Raw genomic sequence first — 23,848 nt, forward strand, 5'->3', positions numbered from 1 at the left:
AGACAATGGCCAACGACCAGCACATATTACAAGCGCCGGAACAGCTCACATTCATGCATGAATGCCTGCCACAGCTCATGGCCGGAGAGTATACCATCAGCGCTACCGTATCCGTGAACGTAACAGGCGCTCAACCGGGTGATTTTGAGACCGCCACCAAAAACGTATGGGTGGGCGCTCCCCGCTTTGCCCTGGAAGAGGCAGCCGTATACGCCATGTACCCGCCTAAAGACCTCACGGGCCATTTCGAGACCACCCTGCCCCAGATCGTCTTTAACCGGCGTACCCTGCCCTGGGAGCGTACCATAGACGGAGCGCCACATAGTACCACGGCATTCAGGCTTAATAACCCGGACCGCCACGCCCCCTGGATGGCGCTGCTCCTGCTGAGTGAAGACGAGCTAAAGGATACCATCCGCAGTAAAAAAAGCCTGCAGGATCCCGGTACAGATGTGTTTATACCAGAAATATCCAAACTGGCGCCCTGGGAAAATATAGCCACTGAATACGATGTAATAGACATTCCCCTCCCCCTTTTTAAACAGGTAGCACCGTCTAAAGAGGATCTGCCTTACCTGGCCCATGTACGCAAGGTAGACGTAAACGAAAGCAAAGACCGCGCAGCTATTGGGGATGATGGATACTTTGCCACCCTTATAGGCAACCGCCTGCCCGTAAGGGCCGCAGACCCATCCAGCGCCCTCAGGAACACCGTGCTGCTCGTATCACTGGAAGGTTATCAGAATTATTTCAACACTAATCAATACATAGAGAACAAAGGCAAAAACAAAGTACGCCTGGTAGTGCTGCAATCATGGAGTTTTACCATAGCCGCCGGCAAAAACTTCCGGGAGCTTTGCGAAGGACTGCATGTAAGCCCCTTTAAAATGAACTACCCGGCTAAGACCGATGATACGCTGAAACAATCTTACAACTACGGGTATACACTGCTGCCGCACATCACCCGTAACGGCGCGCAAACCTATTCCTGGTACCGGGGTCCTTTTAACCCCAACTTTCTGCCGGCCGATCCCAAAACCAGGATATTCAAAACAGCAGACGCCGCCCTCCGTTTTGATCATCAGACAGGGCTAATGGATATCTCCTACGCCGCTGCATGGCAATTGGGCCGCCTGCTGGCATTGAAAGACAAAACATTCAGCACCGCGCTGTATCAATGGAAGCTACAAGGCAAACGGAAAGTGGTGAACACCGCGGGCCAGCAACAGATCAGCAACCTGTTCCCACAACAGCTATCAGCTGCTGCTACACCAATGGAAGAAAAGATGAAAACTTTTCTCGCCAGCCATTACAACATGGAAAAATCGTTTGATGCAACGCCTGTCCCTTTTACCAATGATCCCGCAGCTATTCAGCAACAGCTCGATAATATAGCCGGCAGTGAAAACGCCGCGCCGGAAATACCGCAAACCATCACAGACTGGCTGGGCAAGCTGTTCCTGCTGGAAGGTGTGCCCGTTAACTACCTCATCCCGCATGAAGATTATCTCATCAGCCGCGAAGGGGACACTGTTGCCAAAGAAGCCGTAGGTACTTTTTATATAGACTATGAGTGGATAGAAGCCCTGCTGGGCGGAGCGCTCAGCATCGTAGCATCAGATGATTCCGTCGCTTTACTCAATATGCTCAAAGATGGCCGCTTCCTTCCCGCTAATATCATCGTCAACAAAAAGAACGCGCCCTTTATCCCCTCTGGGGAAGGCCAGGCCGTACCACTACCGGCCACCATCACGGGCCACATCACCGGTTACTTTATACGCTCGCAACTGATAGCAGGCTGGAAAGGCATTAAGATCTTTGCCAAAGACGATACGGGCGCCTGGATGGAGCACCCGCTGAAAATAGAGCGCCTGGCAGACGATATACAGCTCTGCGTATTTGCTGGCAAAGTACAGCAGCTGCAGTTTATACAACCACCGGAAGGCATACACTTTGCCGTAGACGCCAATGGCAACGCCTACCAGAAAACACTACGGGACACGGCAGGCAACATAGGCCAGACCACCGTTCCCCTGCCCTGCAGCAACGGCGTATTTGACCTGAAAACAATCGCAACGGCCATTGCAGAAAAAGGAACACCGGCGCTTACATCCGCTGATCTTGCCTTTCAGCTGCTCGAAAGTCCCATTATATACACGCTGAACATTTTTGATAACTGGCATCATGAGTGAGCAAATATTAGTACCCATAAAAATAGAAGCGCTGGTGGTAGATGAAACTACCGCTAAAGATCCTGGCTACAACTGGAAAAGCTTTTATATAGATTATGAAGCGCTGGCCTCCCGCCAGGGCACACGCCTGGAACCAGCCGATCTTAAAGAGTTGCAGCAGGGCGGCTTTTGCGAAAAAGGCATTCACCTGCACTGGGCCCTGCCGGCAGCGCTTACCAATGGTATACACAAAGATGGTAAAGCCCTGTTCCCCGCCGTGCCTAACAGGTGGCTGGTGATCAGGACACACCTGCTGAACGGCCAGCCGGTCCTCAAAAAATGGCTGCTGGAAAGTGATCACATCAGCGATCTGCAATCTGATAAAAGCACCTGGGCCGTACAAAACCCGGACGGTAGCTTCTCCACCTCCCATAACATAGGCAAAACCACCCTGCTGGATGACTGGGCACAGGAGCAACCCCGTAGCAATACGCCCCTCACCGCCATAGGCCCCGGTAACGCCAGCTTTGCGGCTATTTACCAGTACTGCCGCAACGTATTTGGCTTTTGGGATGATCTGGCCGGTGTAGAGAATACCGCCACCACATTCTCTTACCTGGTAACAGGCTGGTACTCAGATCTCGCCATTGAGCCCCTGCAAAATGCTGACGACCTCCTCAAAAAAAACATAAAAAGCAAATGGCAGATAGACGGTGTCCAGAATCCTAAGAATTTTCCCACCGCTATTCTCTGCCATGGTTTTATACACAGCGTTAACTGGGATCCGGCACAGCAGTATGTACTGCCCGCAAAAGGCGCACAAGTCAATACCGGCGTAGGCCTCACATCCCTCGAAGCCAAAGCCGCACAGCTTTCCAGGCAAACCGGCGCGGCAGAAAAATTACTTAACGGTTATTTCTACGATGTGCTGAAAGATAATGTGGATGCTACAGAAATGCACACCCATGTAGATAACCATACCTACACCGCCTATGACGGCGGCGCGCTTTGGGAGATCAAACAGATCGAACAAAAAGATAAAGAGCATACGCTGCCGGGCTTTCCGGATGCAGCCGCCAATCCCGGCCTTTCCGCGGCTTTCAAACAGATCAATACAGCACAACAAGCCGCAGACCGCAGCCGGCAAAATAAAAGATCACTCCTGTTGGAGTTCCGCGCACTGACGGATAAGATCATCATGGCCAGTGAAACGCCGGACCTACTTGCAACGCTTACGGCCAAACGCGATCGGCTCAGGAATGATATAGACGCCACCACCAGGGCTATAACGGAGCAAGAGGCGGCCGTCACCACACAGCAGACCCTCATCAACCAGATGCCCGCTTTCCGCGATAAAACGGATTTTGAGCTGGTACAGAAAAAAATGCCGCGCTACTGGCAGCCAAACGATCCTGCCGTGCTGTTCTCCGGCCCCGGTATAACCGCCTCATCAAAATATAAGGATCCCGGCAATGGCCCTCAGCTGCCCTGCCGCACCGCACCCGCCATCATCGCAGGGCTTATATTGAACGATAGCCCTACCGGCACAAATACCACCATCACCACAGGCGATATCCCGCTTGCGCTCAAAGCGCTGGGCTCACTTGCAAACAACATAACACTCATCAGCCAGTTATACCAGGAAGCCATTCTCTTCGATCCCTCCTGGACGACCATATGGGCGCAGCAATATTACAAGGACCAACCCGGCAACACCGCCAATATACAGGCGCTGGCTGCCTGGTTGCGGAATATGCTGCAATTGTCTGCCACCGCGCCAACAGATAAATTCAAAGGCGTAAGGCTCCTTGATTACATTACCATAGAACCGGCAACCTGGGACCACGATAGCCTTACCCAACTGCTTGCCACCCGCGGCATCCAGCGCTGGCATCATCCCTGGACGCCCATCTACCTGGTATGGTACGCAAAATTCATCCCCACCTACACCAACAGTAACGGGCAATGGTCTTACAACCCGGAGAACTGGTTATGGCAGGATAAGCGGTACCATTACAAAGGCCCCGCCCCGGATGCCACAAACGCCATAGAATACGCCGGTAAAGTGCTGCTTACAGATATGGTCACCAGCTTCTTACAGCAAAGGCTACCGGAAGGCATAAGCCCGGGCCAGCATGTGTCACAGGCCATTGGCTCCTTTTCAGACGGCCTGCTCATGCGCCGCCACAGCATACAGCTCCCGCTGCTCCAGGATCCCGATAACAATAATGGCGCGCTGTTACCAGATAATAGCCTGAACGATTACACCACCCGGGAAGCCTATTTCTTCCCGGACGTATCTGCAACATCCGGCAACACGCCCAATTTCTTCCCCCTCCGGGCAGGCCACCTGCAGTTTACCCGGCTTTGGATCACAGACGCCTTTGGACAGGTAAAAAAGGTCATCGACCCGGATAATAATGGTGAGCCGGTGGGCAAAGGCTATCTGCACATTGCAGAAACCCTGAACCAGTTAAACAATGGTTTCCAGCTAACACTTGCCCCGCGCGTGATACAGCCCGCCCGCCTCTCATTCAGATGGTGCAGCGCCCAACCCGGCCCGCTGGAAGAAAGCAGCAACGATCCGCTTACAAACCCGGTCTGCGGCTGGCTCCTGCCGGATTTCCTGGACCAGTCGCTCGAAATATATGAGACCAGCGGCGTTAAATGCGGCGCGCTAAAACTCACCTCCCTGGAAGACAGGTTACAGCTGCAATGGAACAACCCGCCCGGCACTGCCAATACGTTAACGCCGGAACAGGCCATCCATAACAGCTACCTGCTGGGCTTTGTAAATGGCCTGCTCACTGCCCTGGACAGCGCAGGCCAGCCAGATGGTGGTAATGCCCTGCACGCACTATTTGATCTCTGCAACCGTACCGCCCTTTTCCTCTCCACTTCCCCGGGACAACAAGCCCCCGGCCTGGCAGGCCTTATGGGACAGCCCGTAGCCCTGGTAAGGGCATCGCTGAAACTGGAGTTACAGGGATTACCCGCCCAACCACAGAACAATGAGCATACTATCACGGAAGCCACTAAAACACAGCCACCCGGCCTGGCCAATACCGCTTTTCCCATAGCCCTGGGCGATAGCCGTAACAACAAAGATGGGCTGATAGGCTATTTTAAAGACAACGGCTTTGAGCAGATGCACGTTCCTTTTGGCATGCAAAAACCTGCCAGCGATTATTTCACCCTGGAGGACATCACGCTTACATTCAATACCACGGAACAGGAAGCCATCACCATCCTCATGGATCCCAGGGGCGGCGTACAGGCGCATGCAGGCGTCCTCCCCGTTAAGTTCATAGACCTGCCGGCCATCCATACCACGGGCCTGCACCATATGGAGCTGGATATGCTGATAGCCCCCTTCCTGGGCGCGCCAACAGCGCCTTTTGTACCGCTTGGCGCAGAGCCAAACCGGCAATGGGTACTGAAACAACAAACAACAACTGGCGATTGGCTGCAAACCAACATAGACAATCAAACACAATTACAAACCGGCGCGCTCAACACCCAGGTGATACAGGAAGCGTATCTATCACTACTACCGCCGTCAGATAATCAATAATATCTCTGCTATGGACAAATACAGCTTAAAAGCAATAGACAATACAATATCAGATACCAATGCGGATGTGAGCTTTGCCATTGTTTGTAGTAACCCTGACAGTACCACCCAGATAAAATACCTTGAGGTGGATCTGCAAAGCCTGGCCAATATTGTGGACTGGGACCGTATACGGCCCGTTATCACCAGCCCGGCCGCCAACTGTATAGTAAACCCTACCGGTTCACCCAAAGGCACGATCCGCTTTACTTTCATAGCACAAACCAATTTTAAGGCCTGCAAAAACTGGATCCAGTTTAAGATCGCCAGTGTGCAGAAGATCCAGGGTCAGCAGTTGCCGCCCTCAGCGCCTATCCTGTTTAAGCTAAAGAATGTAAGCGATAAGCCCATCGGCAATTACCCGGACGATTACGCCTTCAGCACCATACTGGTAGCCGCTAAAAAGCCCATTATCAGGAGCTGCAGGATCAACCCTTCCATTACCCGGGAAAGCACAGATATCACCATTACCTACGAAACACTCAATGCCAGTATCTGTGAACTAAAAGATAAGTCCGGCCAGATCGTGAATACGCAAACCGTGGCGGATAAAACAAAACCTTTCCGTTTCTCCGGTAAAATACACCTGGGCAGCGTAGGCACATTCCCCGCACCGCCATTTTACCTGCATGCCAGGGACGGCGCCATGGAAGCCCAGGATAACACCGTTGCCGATATTAAAGTACCAGCTAGCCCTGACTGGATCGTGATGGATAACTTTAGCCGCTCGGTACCGGTAAATGACGATAAATACATAACGGAGCAAAGTACCGTGCTCGATCTCGTACAAAACGAGGCCGATGACATGATCTGGGCCATTATGCAGAAAAAGGCAGACCTCCCCTCCGCCACAACCGGCTTGCCCTGTATCTGGAAATCGCCGGATGGCCTTAACTGGATGCTGCACACCTATAGCGCCCTGGATAGCAAAGACAACGTGATCAGCCCCGTGGAATTAACTATCCCGCTGGAGCTGGTACACTGCCCCTGCGTACATTTTGGAGCAGAAGAGCTGTTTTTTGTAGGCGGCAGCAAAGTAGACATTAACCTGTGCAGGAACACCATTACAGCCGTTAATCTGAACACAGGCGGCATCAGGCATATTAGCGCGCCAGATGCCATGAAACCACGCGCTATGCACGCCTGCATCATATATCCTGATCCACAGGGCAACAACAATATCTGGGTCATTGGCGGCGCAGACAAAAACGGCAACGGCCTGAACGATGTATGGCGCTTTGATGGCATCAACTGGACAGCCGTACCCACCGGCCATACAGACTTTCCCAAACGCTGCCAGTTTGCCGCCACCGTACAAACAGACATCAAAGGCGCACAAAGCATCTGGATAGGCGGCGGCGCTGCCCGCTACAACGGCAGCACGCTCAACGATCTCTGGATGTATAAAGGGAATAGCTGGATAAAGGTCCGCAACGGTAACGGCACAGCAGACCTCAATTACGGGGATGACTGGCTCACCGCGGCCTCCATGTGTTACGTACGCACCGCCAAAAACACCAACCCGGATCCTTCCAATACCTACCGCTACATGCTCTCAAACGATATTACCGGCGATAAAAAACAATTACAATGCAGTTGGATAGTTGGCGTGGATACAGGCAACAACTACTATAAATGGATTCCACTGGCAGGCATCAACAAACCGGAGCTCCCGCCTATATTTGATAACCTGCGCAGTTTCGCCATGACCTCCATAGGATTCAACGGCTGCGCATGGACGGTGGTGATCGCCTACATCACAAAAGGCCATACCGCCGTATCCAGCCTGTATTACTCATGTCCTATCCCATAAAAACAACTACTATGAACATACGCATTATACGCTGCCTGATAATAATACTGCTGATGGCCATCAACGCCACCGCCCAGTATAATGATCAAAGGACGATGGTCATCCTGCCCAACCTCACCCAAACGCAAAAGCCGGGCGAGGCTACCGTTAACCCGGATACCAGGGCCTTTTGCAGTGACGACAATTACGTATTCATCTCCTCTTCCACCACCGGCAGGAAAGTCAACCACGACTATTCTGCCTATCTGCAGTTTAGTTTAGCCGCCATACCGGCAGGCGCTGTTATCGATACCGTCGATCTGCTGATCTACCTGAACAAGGTAAAAAACACCTCCTCCGTATTCGAACAAGGCGTAAGCCTCTATGAGCTCAATAACGCCAGGGGCAGCCAGATCATCAACATTGCAGACTCCTCCAGCACGGCCCTCAGCCAGGTATCCCAGACAGACATAGCGCAGGCCGTACACCTGCAACCGGATATAACGGACGGCAGCACCTGGGTGGCAAAACGCAAAGGCAATTTCTACTGCGTGCTGGCTGCCGAAGAAGCAGAAACCTACCGCTACTACACAGAACGCTCCGGCGACAGAAGCAAACAGCCCAAACTGGTCATCACCTACCACATGCCCGCCGGCCACGCCCGGAAAAACAGCTGGCCGCAATACAAGTATGACGCGCAACATACCGCCATGCTGCCCTGGCAATCCAATACCACCGCCACCGGCTTTAAATTGATCAACACATTCAGCGAAAACTACATCAAATCCGATCCCCTGCTGAATGAGGATAAACTGGTCTTCGCCTACCAGTCAGCATCGCAGCCCATGTACCAGCTGCTTGCCATGTCCCAAGGGGGCTACCGGTTAACACAGGCATCCACAGAGGCCCTGGTAAAATATGGGCCTATAGCAGACAGAAACAGCAATATCTACTGCATGACCGGAAACGCCGCCAGCACCCTGGCCGTGCTGAACCCGGATAAACTCCAGTTCATCTGCAACAAACAACTCGAAAACAACGCGCAGGCCGTTGCCGCCCCCATCACCGGCTTCGATGGCAGCATCTACATATCCACCAATCAGGGCGTCTATGCCTACACGCCGCAACCGGAATGCAAGCTTAAATGGATCTATACGGCCAACGGCAACAAATTCGGTATACCCGCCCTCAGTGAAACAGAACAGGCCCTTTACGTGTACGATGGAACCAGCGGCAACATCACCGCACTAAATACCATTGACGGCCTCATAAAATGGCAAACACCCCTTAAAACCAGCTTCACTACAGACATACCCGTACCCTCCGTAAAAAACAACCGGCTCTGTATTACCACCGGCCTCAGGAAAGGCAACGCTTTTTACATCATAGATACCCGGGACGGCCAGCTCCTTCAAACCGTCAAAACCGGTCCGGAAGTGCTTTCCCAGCCCGTAATAGGCGCCGGCAAGGCTTTTATTATCAACAACGGCCAGGTAGAGGCGTATGCCTTATCCAATGGCGCCAAAGAGTCCGCCACAGCCACTAAAAACCTTAACCCGGCCAGCGCGCTGGTAATAGACGCCAACGACAATCTATACGCACTAAGCACAGAACAGGGCAAACAATCCCTCACCATGGTAGCGCCCGGCGCCACCACCTTCCCTACCCTGCCAATTGAAGACGCCAAAGGCCTCCTGGCCGGCAACCGTCTGCTCCTGGCCCCCGATGGCACGCTGGTAACAGGCAACGATAATCACCTGTACACCATCAGCCCAACAGGTTTTGCCCTTAAAGACAATATCACCATCCCCCTCAACAATAGCAACGATTTCAAAAGCGAATACCTGTACCGCACGGAAGGAACGGTTAACGTGGCAGGCAAAACCATTACCGGTAATCAAAATATAGTGATCCAAGCCGGAAAAGGTATTATTTTACAATCCGGTTTTAGTGTCCGGATGGGCGCAACACTGCACTGCAAAACGGGATTGTAAATTATGATGAAAGTATTCTATTGCGATTATAACACAAACAACAGCATCGCCTCTGACGAACCGGTACAAATGACGCTGATGGAAGCCCTCCAATCCTTCCATGACATAACAGAATTCGAGGACAATTTCTGGGGACTGGTAGCGCCCGGCGAGGGCTGCCTGCAATTTATGAACACCGGAGAGGATACCTGGGTAGCAGATATCCCGGACAAAGGCAAAAATGGTTCCCATGTAAAAAAATGTACGTTTGAGGAGAGTTTGGATCTGGTGAAGGAGGTGTATAACCAGGGAGGGCTGGTGGTACCCAGGGATTGGGAGTTTGAGAAATGGTGAAACGCTACGATCCCCCCGTCTGTCCAAAATGACCAAAGATTGTTCGAAAATGATAACAACATCCTCAAAATATCACCGGAAATTAGTTACAATAGCCAGCGACACCCGTGCGAACCCGGTAACCATCTCAACCATTCTCCAATAAAACAATAGCTGCTTGCAGGCCCAGCCTCGTAAGATCACATTATAAACTTGTAAACCCGTAATTCCATGCTAAGAAAACTGGTACTGGAGATCATATGTCTCTTATTCATTCTCTTATTCGCCTACACCGCCGCCAGCAAATTCCTCGACTACGAAAATTTCCGGGCAGTCATTGGACAATCCCCGATTATCACCCGCTTTGCGCCGGCACTGGCCATAGCCGTCCCCGTAGTTGAAATAATCATCGCCCTGCTCTTGTCCATCCCGCCCTACCGGCGGCTGGGCCTCTATGCCTCCTTTGCCATCATGGTCCTCTTCACTACCTATATTATCGTATTGGTCACATTCGCTGAAAAAATACCCTGTTCATGCGGCGGCGTTATCTCCCGCCTCAGCTGGACAGAGCACCTGTATTTTAATATCTTCTTTGTACTGCTGGCGCTGCTGGGCATGTGGCTGCACACAAAACAGCCCAATGATCCCCCTGTCAAAAATAGATTCATTCACGGCCTAACCAACTAACCATGATGCAAAAGCCCCTCCGGTTTGCCGCGCTTTGCGTGCTGGCTTCCCTTTCGCTTATCCTGGCGCTATACGCCTTTTCAGACAAGCCCAACGATCGTAAAAACGGCTTTAACCGTAACCAGCCACAAACAGCCGTGCTGCAACACACGCTGGAACTGGTGTATCCCGCCTATTATATAGCAGGTTATACCAGCGAACATATTTATTTAGGTAACTATTCCGCCTCGCTGCACCTGCTATCGGTTGATCAGCACCTGAAAGACCCCCAGTCCTTAACGCTTAAACTCCCGCCGGGAGAACGCTACGCCTGGAAACAATCACGCATAATGGTAAACTCCGCCGGCGTTTATATGGCAGAAGGCGCCACCCCTGCCCTCTACAGCGGCAAGCTGGATGATCTGAAAATGAGCCGTTTCCTGCCGCAAAGCTGTTTCTTTAACATGCTGCAAAATGTCTCTCCTACTTCTTTCATATCACGCAGCATCCACATAGATTCCCTGGGTAATAAACAAAACATCCTGGTGAAAATAAAAACAGATTCCCCATACATAACACTAAGAAAAAACATTATCATCAAACAGGTAGACGGTATCTTTTGTACCGATGGCACCCTGGACTATGACCAGCAAACAGGCAGACTGGTTTACCTCTATCACTACCGGAACGAATTCATAACGCTCGACACCAACCTGAACGTGATCTACACCGCCCACACCCTGGACACCAATACTACCGCAAAAATACAGGTCGCCAACATAGCTACCGGCGACAGCAAATTCTCCGCCCCGCCCACCTATGTAAACAACAGCGCCAGGATAGCCGGCAACCGGATCTATATACTGTCATCCCTCCTGGCAGATAACGAAAACAAACAGGTCAGGCAGCAAAATGATATCATAGACATCTTCTCACTCGATAAAGGAACATATCTCCATACGCTCTACATTCCCCTCAAAGGAAAGGAGCGTATCACGGACTTTATGGTAAAAGACAACCAGCTCTTCGCCTTACAGGACCGCACGCTAAATACCTATTCCATCCCAATGAACTAACGTTATTCTATTGCAATAGAACAGGCGAAGCCGAAAACCTGTAGAAAATAGTAGGCACCCACCCGCATCAGAAAATTTCATTGCATGAACTACAAAAAAATGGGCTTATCAGCAGCCGTATTCGCGCTTGCTATAGCCGGCGCTTTTGCTTCCAACGCCAGATTTCCTGGAAATGGTTATACGAATCTCCAGCAGGTTCCTGACCAGGGTTCCCCTTGCGTATACAGAGGCTACTGTGGAGGCGGCTTCAACACCTGCAGGGTTACGCTGTCAAATGGTAAGACAGTCCAGCTGCTACGCCTGGAGTCCGATGGAACATGCAGCAGTATTGTGCTCTCTCAACCTTGACCATTAAATATAGGAAGCCTGGCCACGAGCGCCAGGCTTCCTATATACTACGCTACAAAAACGTACTAACAAACGCCCAGGCTGCTATCCGCCAGTTCATTTCAAAAAGATCCAATTGTTCGCATCTGAACAATGTTGTTCAAATTCGAACAGATGACAGGAAACAAAAACGTGTAATAGGGCGATATGCGATATTTTGAGGAGATGGCAATATTCTTGTGAGGAAGAAGAAAAACTGCGCGTGTTTAAAAACAACTTTAACACCGCCTGGCGGAATCTATCCAGGCATAAAATGTATTCCTTCATTAAAATAGGAGGATTCGCTTTAGGCATCGCCGCTTGTTTGCTGATTGCCTTATATACCCGGCATGAACTTAGTTATGATCTCAATTATCCCAAAGCTGCGCGTATTTACAGAGCGATTATTGACTGGGGCTCACCTGACACCAGAAGTACTTATTTGCCTGCTCCGTTTGCAGACGCGTTAAAAAAGGACTTCCCCGAAGTTGAGCAGGCAGGCCGCTTTTCAGACAGCCAGCTTTTTGGTGCAGGGAATGCCCAGGTAAGGAGATCAGACAAAGAAGAGAACACCTATGAGGAGGGCATTATCCTTGCTGACCAGGAGCTGCTGGATATACTCCAGGTCCGCTTTATTTACGGCTCACCTGCTCATGCCCTTGACAGGCCAAATACTATTGTGATTACAAAACGTAAAGCAGACAAATATTTCCCAAATGAAAATCCCGTTGGCAAGACGCTCATATTAAATGACGAACCCAAAAAAACTTATGAAATAGGTGGAGTGATAGAAAACTTCCCCGAAACCTCCCATCTTCAGTGTGATTTCCTGCTTAGCCTGAAAGGAGTTGAGTTCTGGCCGGGTGAACAAACACACTGGCTGGCCACCAATTATCATGTGTATATTTTATTACGCCCGGGCACAGATGCAGCAAAATTTCAGGAAAAGCTGTCAACTGCCAAACAAAAATACCTGGTTGCCAGTGCACAAAGAACCGGCGATAAAGGGATTATTGAACTGTTTAAAAAAGTGCGTCTTGAAATACAATCATTAAAAGATATCCACCTGAGATCTTCAGGCATAAATGACAAGTTAACCTATGGCGATATACGCCTTGTATGGCTTTTTGGAGCCATTGCCGGCTTTATCCTTATTATAGCCGCTATCAACTTTATCAATCTTTCCACTGCAAGATCGGCCAACAGGGCCAGGGAAGTGGGTCTCAGAAGGACTATAGGCGCTAGCCGCAATAGCTTGATCAGGCAATTCCTTAGCGAATCTCTGTTATTCAGCTTCCTCTCTTTCGCCCTGGGAATACTGCTTGCCTGGTTACTGCTGCCTTATTTTAATACCCTGTCAGGCAAATCATTGAGCATTCCCTGGAATACCTGGTGGCTGGCGCCACTGCTGATTGTTTCTGCGGCGGTCATTGGCTTGCTGGCCGGCTTGTACCCCTCCTTCTATCTTTCTTCCTTTCAGCCCATCCATGTGCTCAAAGGAAACATCAGCCATGGGAACAAACGTTCCAACACCCGGAATATATTGGTTGTTTTCCAATTTGCCACATCCATTGCATTGATCATCGGTACGTTTGTCATTTACCGCCAGATGAAATATATACTCAACAAAGAAGTTGGATTTGATAAAGAACAGGTGTTAGTGATACAAGGGACCAATACTATAGGGGACAGGCTACCGGCTTTTAAAAAAGCATTGTTACAACTGCCTGGCGTGAGTAATGCTACTATCAGTGATTACCTGCCCGTTACTGGAACCAAGCGCGACGACAACCTGTTTTTTGAAGAAGGAAAATTACAGGAAAACACCCAGGTATCAGGCCAGCAATGGGTGGTAGACCATGATTACATTAAAACGATGAATATGCATATAATGGCTGGAAGGGATTTTTCCCCTAACATGCCTACAGATTCACAGGCCGTAATTATTAATCAGACTATGGCCAGGCAGCTCGGCTTTAAAAATCCCCTGGGCAAACGTATTACCAATACAGATAAGACCTGGTCCGTTATTGGCGTGATAGAAGATTTTCATTTTGAATCTTTCAGAAAAAACATCAGGCCACTTTGCTTAGTGCTGGGGAGCAGTAACTCTATTTTATCCGTAAAAGTGAATACTGCTGATATGAAGCAAATTATACCATCCATCACATCAGTATGGAAAGACTTTGCACCCCATCAAACTATCAGGTACACTTTCCTTGATCAACGCTTTGCCCGCATGTATGCGGATGTGCAGAGAATAGGACAATTATTCAGCGGTTTTGCCTTGCTTGCCATCATGGTGGCTTGCCTGGGTCTGTTTGGGCTTTCTGCTTTCACGGCAGAACAGCGTACCAAAGAAATAGGGATCAGAAAAGTGTTGGGCGCCAGCGTAAGTAATGTAGCGGTCCTGCTCTCAAAAGATTTTCTCAAATTGGTGCTGGTGGCTATTGCCATAGCCTCTCCCGTAGCCTGGTACACCATGAGCACCTGGCTGGAGAACTTTGCCTATCATATTAATATCGAATGGTGGGTGTTTGTGCTGGCTGGTTTAATGGCGGCAACCATTGCGATCCTAACGGTGTCCCTTCAAACCGTAAAGGCAGCCCTGATGAATCCGGTGCAATCATTGAGGTCAGAATAAGTAGCAACGCTAATACTTAATTTATTTCATTGTAAACGCGGGAAGTACATGAAAATAAAAAGCGGCGTCTCAAAAGCAATTTAGGACGCCGCTTTTTACCAATGCATAAACCGGAACGGCCGGCTGGCTTATAACACGCCAAAGAGCTTATGCTTATAATCAATTATAACCGTATTCTTCAAAAAGAAAACATTCCCTGTTAACCCCCAGATCTTCGCAAATTTGTAAAAATCCTTAAACGTCTCCTGTTCATCAAAGTAAACAACATTGCCATTCAGCACCTTATTACCAAACTTTATCGCCTTTTTAGTTTTAACACCATAAAAAGTTAATTCCTTACCCCAGCTAAACACCGCTAAAGAATCTACAATTGCAGGACCGGCCACTTTAAGCGCATCCTCCTTTAGTGTTGTCATTGTGAAAAGACTGGAACCCGTATCAAACATTAAATACCGGGTGCTGTCATTAATAACCAGCGGGATATTTATTCTTCCACCATCATGCTGAAATGGTTGAAAAGTGGCTGCTTTATATTGCTTCGGCAGTTCCTGACATACGCCAATTCTTTTATTAGGATAATCTATTATCAAAATTTTATCTTGAAACAAGTCAGGTCCAACCGTTCCAATATGCTTAGCTGTTTTAGTTGATATTGAGTCCGGATCTATACTGCCACCAAAGTCTTTAAAATACCCTACTTCAGCATTGCTGAACGTAGCAGCCCCCATTTTGAGCGCAACACCGGTGAACATGGGGTTATACGCCCCCTGGATCAAAAATTGCTTCGATGTATCAATTTTGTGCTTGAAATCCGGGTACGCATTTAAATAAGGTTCGATAGCATTTCCATAAATAACAGTCCTCACGGCGCCCAGGTCAAACTGCATATTAAAATTGGCGGGAATATTATCAATTGTAAGGGGGATAAGGATAGCCGATTTGTCAAAATATCTCCCGGAAATAGAATCCCCTTTCCATTCGAAGGGTATCCATTTTAGATCCTGTGCCTTAGCGGTAGTAGCAGCAACCAAAAACAATAAAGCAATAGCCGTTCTCGATAACATATCCTGATTTTGTCACGTTTAGTCAGGCAAAATATGCGTTTTTAGGATACCATGTATATTAAGGATCAACAAAAATGGAGCGCAGGATGTCATTTTTAGGGTATTGATCGCGCTTTCGGATATTCCTGAACAAGATCGATATAATCAAGCCTTCTCTTTCCATCATATAACGGCGCCGCAATCCCCCGCAGCGTTTTGTCGAAAAACTCCCGTGTATAACGGCAGGTCACCTGCAACACCCGGTACGCCAACGCCTCTTCCACACTGCTTTTTGCCTGCAATAAAGGCAGATCGCTAAAACTCATATGACTTGAGCTGTCAAAATGAAGTAACACATGAAAGCTGCCGCCTGTAGAAGCCAATGCAGCCGCTTTTTTACTACGCAGGCTGTCCACAAGCGCTATGAGCCCCTGCAGTGTCATGCCCAACGATGCCGCGTCTTCTTCGCCCGGTGTGCGGTTGCGGTCCCGCTCAAAGAGCAGGAAAGGCTGTTTCATTCCCACGCCATGTCCATCCGGGTAAAATGGCTGCATCATGGCTACCCCGTCCTGGTCAGCGCAGCTTTTTATCCGTGTATCCAACTGACAGGCGCGGGCTGCCGCACGCCCACCCGCGGAATGGCCCATTGCGCCAACCTTGCTCAAATCCATATAACCTGCAAAGGGAATTTCCTTGGATTTCTCCCCATTAATGGCAGTCAATTGATCCAACGCAAAACGTATATCGGCTGCCCACCACTCAATGCGTTTGTTCTCGTATGCAATATGCTCCGTTTCTGTATTACCGGCTGCGGCACGTTGTGCTCTCTCAAAAGGTATATACCCGCCATTACTGAATGAAACCAGCCATGCATCATAAGCATGAGTTAGCGCCGCTACTATATAACCATGGCTTACCAGGTCCTCGATCTGGCTGGTGTATACCTGGGTGATCATCCCCATCCCATGGGAAAAGAAGATCACCGGAGCAGACCTTAGCCCCGTGGCAAAAGCTGCATTTTCGTAAGCATGGGTTTGTACACTACCTGACCGTATAACGGCCGCCCCTTGTACGCCCAATAGCGACTGTAGTCCGTCATTTCCAAACGCGCGGGAAAAGGCAAGTGTATCAAGATAAGGAACTGTTGTACCCCCGTTAACACCTGCAGGATACCATACATCAGCCACGACCTTACGCATGCTATTGGCCGCAGCCAATATTTCCCTTCTCGAAGTATCCGTCCATTCAAAACGGCGATGTCCTACACCATATTTACCGGAAGGCAAAGGAAGTACCTGCGACCAGGAGAGAAGAGGTTGCAGTACTATAAATAGCAGAAGGAGTATTAATGATGCTCTCTTTGGCATAACCGCCGTTTCATTAATCAAACAAGTTATTCATGACAGCGCTGATGATTACAAACCGAACAAATTGTCCCACTAAAAGATAATACTTATGCGCCAAAATAAATAATTTCCATGCTGATGTGATTTTTTTACCGGCACAACGAATAATGATTGTATAAAATCACATAATTCTTTAAAGCTCTACCGCTACATGCCGCCGCAACCTGACAATAACGCTTTTCTCGCTGTCATTACACAGCATAAAGGCATCATCTATAAAGTGGCTCAGCTTTATTGCCAGCGAATTCCACTGAAGCACAACCGGGCTAATTGACTTTACTTTCCTTTACGAACAGGAATTGTGCATTTCTTAAACCGCTTGGAAGATAAAAATGCCGGTAACCCTATAAACGAACACGTAAAAGCTCCTCCCCAAGTGCATGAAGCCCTTTTTCAATACGTTGTTTCTGTTTATCGGACGCAAGAGTGAGACCGGATTTGTACTGCCTGAGTAATGATGGGTTAATACCAATCCTTTTAGCCAGATTAGTGATATCTAACATACCAAAATGCTCAAAAAGACTTGCCATGTCATATTTGTACACAAAATCGAGATTACCACCGTTTAGCCATGTCTCTGGCACGGTTTTTCTCCTTACGTGTACTTCCATCACAGAGCTAATAGCGTCTTGCAAATCTTGCTTTGCTTCTCTTACGGTGCCTCCATAACCAGTAACTCCTGGTAAATCATCTGAATAGGCGCCAAATCCTGTTGAAGATGCTTCGATAATTACCGTTATTTTTTTCTTTCTCATACATAATCCCATTTTGAAAGCTGGATTACTTCAAACCCGCCAGTTTTAGAATGCTGTTTAACGTTCCTTTGGGGACCTCTTGCGCTACATGCTTTCCCACTGGTATTGATCCGGTTTTCTCTGGATGCACATATACACGGTGTTTCTTAGTTCGTTCTACATACCATCCGTCCCTCTCCAACATACGATACAATTCCGAAAACTTCATGAATGCTTGTTGGCAACACAAATATAACATTTGTGTTATAGTTAACAAAATAACTTTATAACATTTATGTTATAAACATAACACCTGATGAAGATATGAAACTGATTAGAGAAGGGAGTTAACTAGCTGTTAACCAATGTAGATTTTTAAGCACTATGCTTGGAGGCACCTACAAACTAACGGAGAATCTGCAATTAATAGGTTATGATGGAGGAGCTTGACAAAGACTAAATAACTACGAGGGGAAAGAACACAGCGGAAAGAAAATCTATTTTGTCTTATAGTCGAATTGTCTAACCTGATTTAGCCTTCATATCGATGAAATTCTGTTATGATCAGATAATAACCATCTAAATCTTTAATTGCAAATTCCATTCTTCTTGAGTTTGGATTAAGATGAATGTCCTCTGCTACCGCACCTCCCATTCGTTCAACATTCTGTCGTATTATGTCCATATTTTCTGTCCTGAAATACAGGATTAATCCATTACCAGGAGTAATTGTAGCATCTGTCATGGTTGGATGGTCATGTTCTCCCCATTGATGCAAGCAGAGCAGGATTTCATCATCTTCCGCCACAAGTATATCGAATGTCTTGCCTCCATGCATGCTGCTGCATCCAAAGACTGATTGATACCATTTGGAGCTGGCTTCAACATCTTTTACAGCGATTATTGGGTCAAGTTTTGTCATATGCTGTCTGATTTACGGTTATAAAGATAACAAGCCTGAAACAAAAAGTGAAGCCATACTGATGGTTAATTGTGTGATCAAAAAATGGGAAGATCATGTCAAATACGAATACTATTAATAAGTATCTTTATCAAACTTATACTTATCATACATGCGTATTTTATCTGTTTCTTATAACCACCATAAAGTATTTGGTGATACAAAGATCAATTTTTTTGACGATAGCGAACGCGAAACCGACGATTTGCTAAAGAAGCACCACGCCGACATAGTGTTCAATATTGATAGATCGACTAAAGAAAATTACTACACTTTCATTATTGGAGATAACGGGATTGGCAAAAGTGTTCTTTTGAGAAATATAATCCATTATTCGAACTGGAATTCGAAAATGAACGAACCAAGGTTAGACGCGATTATAAATCTTAATCCTGAAAGCAGCTATTATAAACAATTTAAAACAAATACCAACGGCGCACAGGACTTAATAAATATCCAGATTTACAATAAGGATTTCATCGCCCCCGGAACAAATGACATCGACTTCCTAAAATATTATGATGCACAGTTGATTTTCATTAATGGAACTTATGAAAAAGCCATTATCCACCCGAATGCTCGCTTTCGGAGCTTCAACTATGCTACCCAGCTAAACGAAACGAAAATCCTTTTCTTAAACTCTTTGATACGATTTAAAAACGATGAAAAGCTAAAAAATCTAGGTCGATTTTTGGGTACTGAAGAGACTCAGTGGACATTGCGTTGTGGACTGGCGATTTCCGCGCGCACGGTGAAGAATAAAGAAGACAATAAATCAATTTATGTGTTAAATAATAGTTTCGACATTACCATATTTTCTTTTCTCAGCTTCATTAATACTATTCAAATAGATAATAACGAAAGGTTTATTACCGAGGGCCTTTCGCAGCTTGAATTATCAGTGCTAAATGCCGTTTACCGTTCACCGTTCTTCTTTAAGTTATATTTTAACTTCGGAATGTCTTTTAAGGAGCTTTTCGAAAATATCAGGGCTAATCATATCATTGCAAGGATCGAGGAATTCCTTCGAGTAGATATCGACGCGCTCAACGCAGAAAAAACTTTAAATGTTAGAATTACCGATGAGCAAAAGGACATGTGGGATAAGCTTATAACAGAGGATTCTGACTTATCAGAGTTTGACAGCTTCCTATTAAACATGCTTTTCTCACTGGATATATTGGACATTCAGATTTTCGCCAATGGCAATTCGATAGATGTCATGAGTTCCGGTCAAAAAAATTTATTGCGGCTATTTAGCTATTTTTCGGATATGCCGTTACCAAAACAGCTTAATAATTGTATAATCCTATTTGATGAGCCAGAAAATAGTTTGCATCCGAAGTGGCAGCAGGAGTTCCCATTAAACTTCAAACTGATCGCGGAGAACATCTATGGTATTACAGGCTCACATTTCATTTTTGCGACACATTCGCCGGTGCTACTAATGAAATCCGCCTTATTGAACAATTCCAATGTGCTAAGATTTTACAACGATGAACAAGGTCAATTTCGTAGTGAAAAAATAAAAAACGTCAATGCTTACAGCATTGAGGAAGTATTACTAGATGAATTCAAGATCACTTATCGGAACCAGGGTGCCGGGGATGCCATGCGTAAAATTTTAGATGATGAGTTTCAAAAACGCGGCCAATCAGGAGACCCGATCAATGCCGTTAAAAATGCGTTTGATCTCAGGGATAAAATAAATGATCTCTATAACGAATTAAATCGCGAGCCATGAGATATGTAGAAAAATTAGCCACGGATCCGCTGGTTATTGAAGCACAAGGCATTTTGGAGAATGTTAATCATTATAATGATTCAGATCGGGTAAAAGATATAATCCGGATTTTATATTCCGGCTGTTGTGCATTTTGCGGCAGCTATCCAGAACATTCTTCATTTTATCAAATTGAACACTTTTATCCCAAAGGAATTGCCGTTTATAGCCATTACGTGAAAGATATTTTTAACCTTCATTACGGGTGTCAGCGTTGCAATACATTGAAAAGCACACCGGTCCATCTAAACATTTTTTCACCCAATACCTACCTTAGAGGAAACAAATGGAACCATAGCACTGCAAAAAAAATTGAAACAGAATTGGTATATATAGGGCACATTCTGTATCCCATGAATAATCGAGCTGGTTCTATAGATCGGGCAAAAGAGACTATAAAACTATTCGATTTGAATAATGACAATGGCGCCGGCAGAAGTGGAAGACAGCATCTGGTAGAGGAACGGATAAGGATTTTTGACAGCGTTTTTCAAATATTGAATACCATCTATCATCTTATCAAAGAAGAACAATCAGGCACTTATATTAATCAGTCTATAAAATTTTTATTCCGCATCGTGGTACGCTATCTCGATCCGCAAAGCCCCTATTCGAATATGATTGCTCAGAACTTTGGCGATGACATTTTTAAGCTACTTTCTATTTTCTTACAGAAACGACTCTTGTTGAAGAACAAGCAGAAATGATCTTAGAATTTTCTATACATTATGGTTGAAATAGCAGTCGATCAATATTGAGGAAAGCTAAACATTAATAGGAAATTTAACCCCGAACCATTAAAATGCTTAAAATCAAATATTCGCCATTCCCTTCGCTTTGATAAAGAAAATGTCGAACCCCAAAATTCTTCAAAATGATTGATTTTGAAGAATTTTTGTTTTTTGTGAACCGGATTCAACTCCAACCAACGACCTCCCCGCCTTCAGCGGGATACCCTCCAAAACAAAAAAGTGAAGCCATATAGACTTCACTTTTTTTAATTCCCTGTGTGAACCGGATTGGATTCGAACCAATGGCCTGCTGCTTAGAAGGCAGCTGCTCTATCCAGCTGAGCTACCGGTCCAGTATGCTCAATTTATCCCCTCAATTTCCCCGAAGCAAAATATTTCCCTATATTTATCTTCCTTTTTGGGAGTGCAAATTTATAAAAAATTTTCATTCAATATTCAAATTTAGCCGTTTTTCTAATATCATTAGCCATGGATGTACAAATCGAAGCCAGTTGGAAAGATGTTTTAAAAGATGAATTTGCCAAGTCCTACTTTGGAGAGATCGTCATGTTCCTCAAACATGAAAAAGCCCTGGGTAAAACCATCTACCCTCCCGGCAACCTGATCTTCAACGCATTCAATACCACCCCTTTCGACCAGGTAAAAGTCGTGATTCTGGGCCAGGACCCTTATCACGGTCCCAAACAAGCCCACGGCCTCTGTTTCTCCGTACAAGACGGAGTTCCGCCCCCGCCTTCCCTTGTTAATATATATAAAGAGATGAAGACGGACCTCGGCCTCCCCATCCCCAGCGGTGGCAACCTCACCAAATGGGCACAGCACGGCGTACTCCTGCTCAACGCCATGCTTACGGTACGCGCCGGCGAAGCCGCTTCCCACAGCAAGGTAGGTTGGGAGTCATTCACGGATGCCGTTATACGTAGAATATCCGATAAGAAGGAAAACGTGGTATTTCTCCTCTGGGGAAAGTTTGCGCAGGATAAACAAGTGCTTATCGACGCTACCCGCCACCATATCCTCAAAGCCGCCCACCCCTCCCCTTTCAGCGCGGACAAAGGTTTCTTCGGCTGCCGCCACTTCTCCAAGACCAATGAACTGCTGGCCAAGGCCGGCCTGGAACCCGTGGACTGGCGCCTGGAATAGTCACGATCTTAATATCAATATGTTATTCCTTCAGCTGCCTGCTGGCCAAAGCCGGCTTGGACCCCGTGGATTGGCGTCTGGAATAGTTACGATCTTAATGTCAATATGTTATTTCTTCGGCTGCCGCCACTTCTCCAAGACCAATGAGCTGCTGGCCAAAGCCGTCCTGGAACCCGTAGACTGGCGCTTAGAATAGCCACGATCTTAATATCAATATGTTATTCCTCAGCTGCCAGCTGGCCAAAGCCGTCCTCGCCCCATAGACCGCCGCCTGAAACAGCCGCGATCTTAATATCAATATCTTATCCCTCGGCTGCCTACTAACCAAAGCCGCCCAGGAACCCATCCCCACCACCCACAATCCCCCAACTTTTATATCGATATATTATTTAAATTAGTCCTTGAATAAAGGCCCCACAACTATAAGGAGCCTATAATTTTCTTGACTGTCGATTAATTATGAGCAGGTTAAAGAACGTTCTTGGCCGTTTGTTTTGCGCCTATGCACTATCGTTGTTCCTCGTTACGCTATTCATTGTATTCATCCCTATGTGGCTTATTTCCCGGCTGCCGGATCCCCCTAGGCTGCGCTGGTTCTTTCCCTTGACCCGTGGCTGGATGAAGATATTCATGCCCCTCATAGGGTGTCCGGTAAGGCGGAAAGGATTGCAGTATTTTGAGCCCGGGGCTAACTATGTGGTTGTCTGTAATCACAATTCCCTGATGGATGTGCCGGTAACTACCCCCGGCGTACCTGGCTTCAATAAAACACTGGCAAAGATGGAAATGGCCAAATTGCCCCTATTTGGCATGATCTATAAGATGGACAGCGTGTTGGTAGACCGGAAGGACGAAAACAGCCGCCGCCAGAGTTTTGAGGAAATGAAGCAGGTCCTCCAGTCAGGCATGCATATGGTATTATACCCGGAGGGCACCCGCAACAAAACGGATCAGCCGCTGACCGAGTTCTATGATGGCGCCTTTAACCTGGCCATAGATACCCAGCGCCCTGTCATGCCCGCCTTGCTGTTCCATACGCGCAAGATCCTGCCGCCTGGTCGTATTTTCTACGCACTCCCGCATATTATTGACTTTCATTTTCTGCCCCCTGTACCCACCCAGGGCCTCACCAGAGAGGATATGCCTGCCCTTAAGGAGCAGGTCTTTAAAATGATGTGGGAATATATAGAGCAGTATAACAATAGGAAAAGCCCCCGGCCGGTGCAGGGGTCAGGCGATCCCAGGCCTAATTTCACTTAGATCATCGTTCAGAACCGCAGCTGCGTTCAATTTCCACGGCTCCTGTTTCACATTACCGGATCTTTGCGCTTTTACCGGCTCTCCGGTTACGTATGCGCGTGCAAACTTTGGCTACTAATACGCAGGCCCGTC

General features: G+C 47.3%; 18 protein-coding genes and 1 tRNA gene. 13 read left to right on the plus strand and 6 right to left on the minus strand.

Going from position 1 to position 23,848, the window contains the following annotated elements:
• The first annotated feature begins 5 nt into the window (after window positions 1-5).
• The 9 genes from F0L74_RS25785 to F0L74_RS25820 all read left to right on the plus strand — a co-directional run bounded on the left by F0L74_RS25785 (window position 6) and on the right by F0L74_RS25820 (window position 14,634).
• On the plus strand, window positions 6-2,192 hold the full coding sequence (locus F0L74_RS25785; protein WP_149840785.1) for a hypothetical protein: 2,187 nt from the start codon (window positions 6-8) through the stop codon (window positions 2,190-2,192).
• The gene (locus tag F0L74_RS25790) at window positions 2,185-5,745 is read left to right on the plus strand and encodes a hypothetical protein (RefSeq protein ID WP_149840786.1); all 3,561 of its coding nucleotides are present in this window, start codon (window positions 2,185-2,187) and stop codon (window positions 5,743-5,745) included. The genes F0L74_RS25785 and F0L74_RS25790 overlap by 8 nt, the downstream gene beginning before the upstream one ends.
• Before the next feature lie 10 nt (window positions 5,746-5,755).
• On the plus strand, window positions 5,756-7,597 hold the full coding sequence (locus tag F0L74_RS25795) for a Kelch repeat-containing protein (protein ID WP_149840787.1): 1,842 nt from the start codon (window positions 5,756-5,758) through the stop codon (window positions 7,595-7,597).
• Window positions 7,598-7,608: 11 nt separating this feature from the next.
• Window positions 7,609-9,570, plus strand: coding sequence for an outer membrane protein assembly factor BamB family protein (locus F0L74_RS25800; protein WP_188316161.1), 1,962 nt, complete (start codon window positions 7,609-7,611; stop codon window positions 9,568-9,570).
• A 3-nt stretch (window positions 9,571-9,573) separates the two neighbouring features.
• Window positions 9,574-9,903, plus strand: a complete 330-nt coding sequence (locus tag F0L74_RS25805; RefSeq protein WP_149840789.1) for a hypothetical protein — start codon at window positions 9,574-9,576, stop codon at window positions 9,901-9,903.
• A gap of 210 nt (window positions 9,904-10,113) precedes the next feature.
• The gene (locus tag F0L74_RS25810; RefSeq protein ID WP_149840790.1) at window positions 10,114-10,569 is read left to right on the plus strand and encodes a MauE/DoxX family redox-associated membrane protein; all 456 of its coding nucleotides are present in this window, start codon (window positions 10,114-10,116) and stop codon (window positions 10,567-10,569) included.
• A 2-nt stretch (window positions 10,570-10,571) separates the two neighbouring features.
• Window positions 10,572-11,624, plus strand: coding sequence for a hypothetical protein (locus F0L74_RS25815; RefSeq protein ID WP_149840791.1), 1,053 nt, complete (start codon window positions 10,572-10,574; stop codon window positions 11,622-11,624).
• Window positions 11,625-11,708: 84 nt separating this feature from the next.
• Complete coding sequence (locus tag F0L74_RS34150; protein WP_368732371.1) at window positions 11,709-11,972, plus strand: DUF6520 family protein; 264 nt, start codon at window positions 11,709-11,711, stop codon at window positions 11,970-11,972.
• 292 nt (window positions 11,973-12,264) lie between these two features.
• Window positions 12,265-14,634, plus strand: a complete 2,370-nt coding sequence (locus F0L74_RS25820) for an ABC transporter permease (protein WP_149840792.1) — start codon at window positions 12,265-12,267, stop codon at window positions 14,632-14,634.
• Between the two features lie 128 nt (window positions 14,635-14,762).
• On the opposite strand, the gene F0L74_RS25825 is transcribed toward F0L74_RS25820, so the two are convergent.
• The 5 genes from F0L74_RS25825 to F0L74_RS25845 all read right to left on the minus strand — a co-directional run bounded on the left by F0L74_RS25825 (window position 14,763) and on the right by F0L74_RS25845 (window position 18,739).
• Window positions 14,763-15,698, minus strand: coding sequence for a hypothetical protein (locus tag F0L74_RS25825; RefSeq protein WP_149840793.1), 936 nt, complete (start codon window positions 15,696-15,698; stop codon window positions 14,763-14,765).
• A gap of 95 nt (window positions 15,699-15,793) precedes the next feature.
• On the minus strand, window positions 15,794-17,044 hold the full coding sequence (locus tag F0L74_RS25830; protein WP_149840794.1) for an alpha/beta hydrolase family protein: 1,251 nt from the start codon (window positions 17,042-17,044) through the stop codon (window positions 15,794-15,796).
• 383 nt (window positions 17,045-17,427) lie between these two features.
• On the minus strand, window positions 17,428-17,838 hold the full coding sequence (locus F0L74_RS25835) for a type II toxin-antitoxin system HicB family antitoxin (protein ID WP_149840795.1): 411 nt from the start codon (window positions 17,836-17,838) through the stop codon (window positions 17,428-17,430).
• A 25-nt stretch (window positions 17,839-17,863) separates the two neighbouring features.
• Window positions 17,864-18,076 (minus strand): type II toxin-antitoxin system HicA family toxin, encoded by a 213-nt coding sequence (locus F0L74_RS34155; protein ID WP_368732372.1) that lies wholly within the window; start codon window positions 18,074-18,076, stop codon window positions 17,864-17,866.
• Window positions 18,077-18,349: 273 nt separating this feature from the next.
• Entirely contained in the window at window positions 18,350-18,739 is a 390-nt protein-coding gene (locus tag F0L74_RS25845; RefSeq protein ID WP_149840797.1) for a VOC family protein, read from the minus strand.
• A gap of 151 nt (window positions 18,740-18,890) precedes the next feature.
• Between F0L74_RS25845 and F0L74_RS25850 the strand changes: the two genes are divergently transcribed.
• Window positions 18,891-20,522, plus strand: a complete 1,632-nt coding sequence (locus F0L74_RS25850) for an AAA family ATPase (protein ID WP_149840798.1) — start codon at window positions 18,891-18,893, stop codon at window positions 20,520-20,522.
• Entirely contained in the window at window positions 20,519-21,268 is a 750-nt protein-coding gene (locus F0L74_RS25855) for an HNH endonuclease family protein (RefSeq protein ID WP_149840799.1), read from the plus strand. Before F0L74_RS25850 ends, F0L74_RS25855 begins: the two co-directional genes overlap by 4 nt.
• A gap of 303 nt (window positions 21,269-21,571) precedes the next feature.
• On the opposite strand, the gene F0L74_RS25860 is transcribed toward F0L74_RS25855, so the two are convergent.
• Window positions 21,572-21,645: transfer RNA gene (locus tag F0L74_RS25860), tRNA-Arg, on the minus strand.
• Window positions 21,646-21,781: 136 nt separating this feature from the next.
• On the opposite strand from F0L74_RS25860, the gene ung reads away from it, so the two are divergent.
• Entirely contained in the window at window positions 21,782-22,456 is a 675-nt protein-coding gene (gene ung / locus F0L74_RS25865; protein ID WP_149840800.1) for a uracil-DNA glycosylase, read from the plus strand.
• 459 nt (window positions 22,457-22,915) lie between these two features.
• Window positions 22,916-23,716 (plus strand): lysophospholipid acyltransferase family protein, encoded by an 801-nt coding sequence (locus F0L74_RS25875; protein WP_149840801.1) that lies wholly within the window; start codon window positions 22,916-22,918, stop codon window positions 23,714-23,716.
• Window positions 23,717-23,848 lie beyond the last annotated feature (132 nt).

The sequence above is a fragment of the Chitinophaga agrisoli genome, assembly GCF_008386695.1.
In the GTDB taxonomy this organism is placed as follows: domain Bacteria; phylum Bacteroidota; class Bacteroidia; order Chitinophagales; family Chitinophagaceae; genus Chitinophaga; species Chitinophaga agrisoli.